The organism is Geobacillus sp. ZGt-1 (assembly GCF_001026865.1).
GTDB classification, from domain to species: Bacteria; Bacillota; Bacilli; order Bacillales; family Anoxybacillaceae; genus Geobacillus; species Geobacillus thermoleovorans.
In genome coordinates, this window is the sequence record NZ_LDPD01000006.1 from 154,308 (window position 1) to 154,635 (window position 328).

Sequence of the window (328 nt, forward strand, 5' to 3'; positions counted from 1 at the left end):
TGAAAGACGGCATTGCTCGGCAATCCCTTAAGAGGATGGCTTCGAGCCACCATTTTTCTCTTTAGGTGTGGAATCTTAAAAGAAAAGGGGGCGAAGCCATGCCCACGATCACACTCAGGCTGGGGAGGCACAACCCAGCGAAGAGTGTCGTCTGGTTCGATAGAGCGGGCCAACTGCTTCGCTTGGACGGCGATGTCGTTCGGATAGAGAATGCGGTTCGTTTTGAGCATGGCGATGACGTGAAATCCTTTTTTATATAGATGCAACGAAAGCGTTTAACATATCCTTAACGGAAAAGCGGCTTGTCTATTTTTGACTGTCGAAGGCA

At 49.1% G+C, this 328-nt stretch carries 1 pseudogene; it reads right to left on the reverse strand.

The annotated features are described in order from the left end of the window. A pseudogene (locus VU18_RS18740) lies at positions 1-266 on the reverse strand (hypothetical protein); the annotation flags it as partial. Positions 267-328 lie beyond the last annotated feature (62 nt).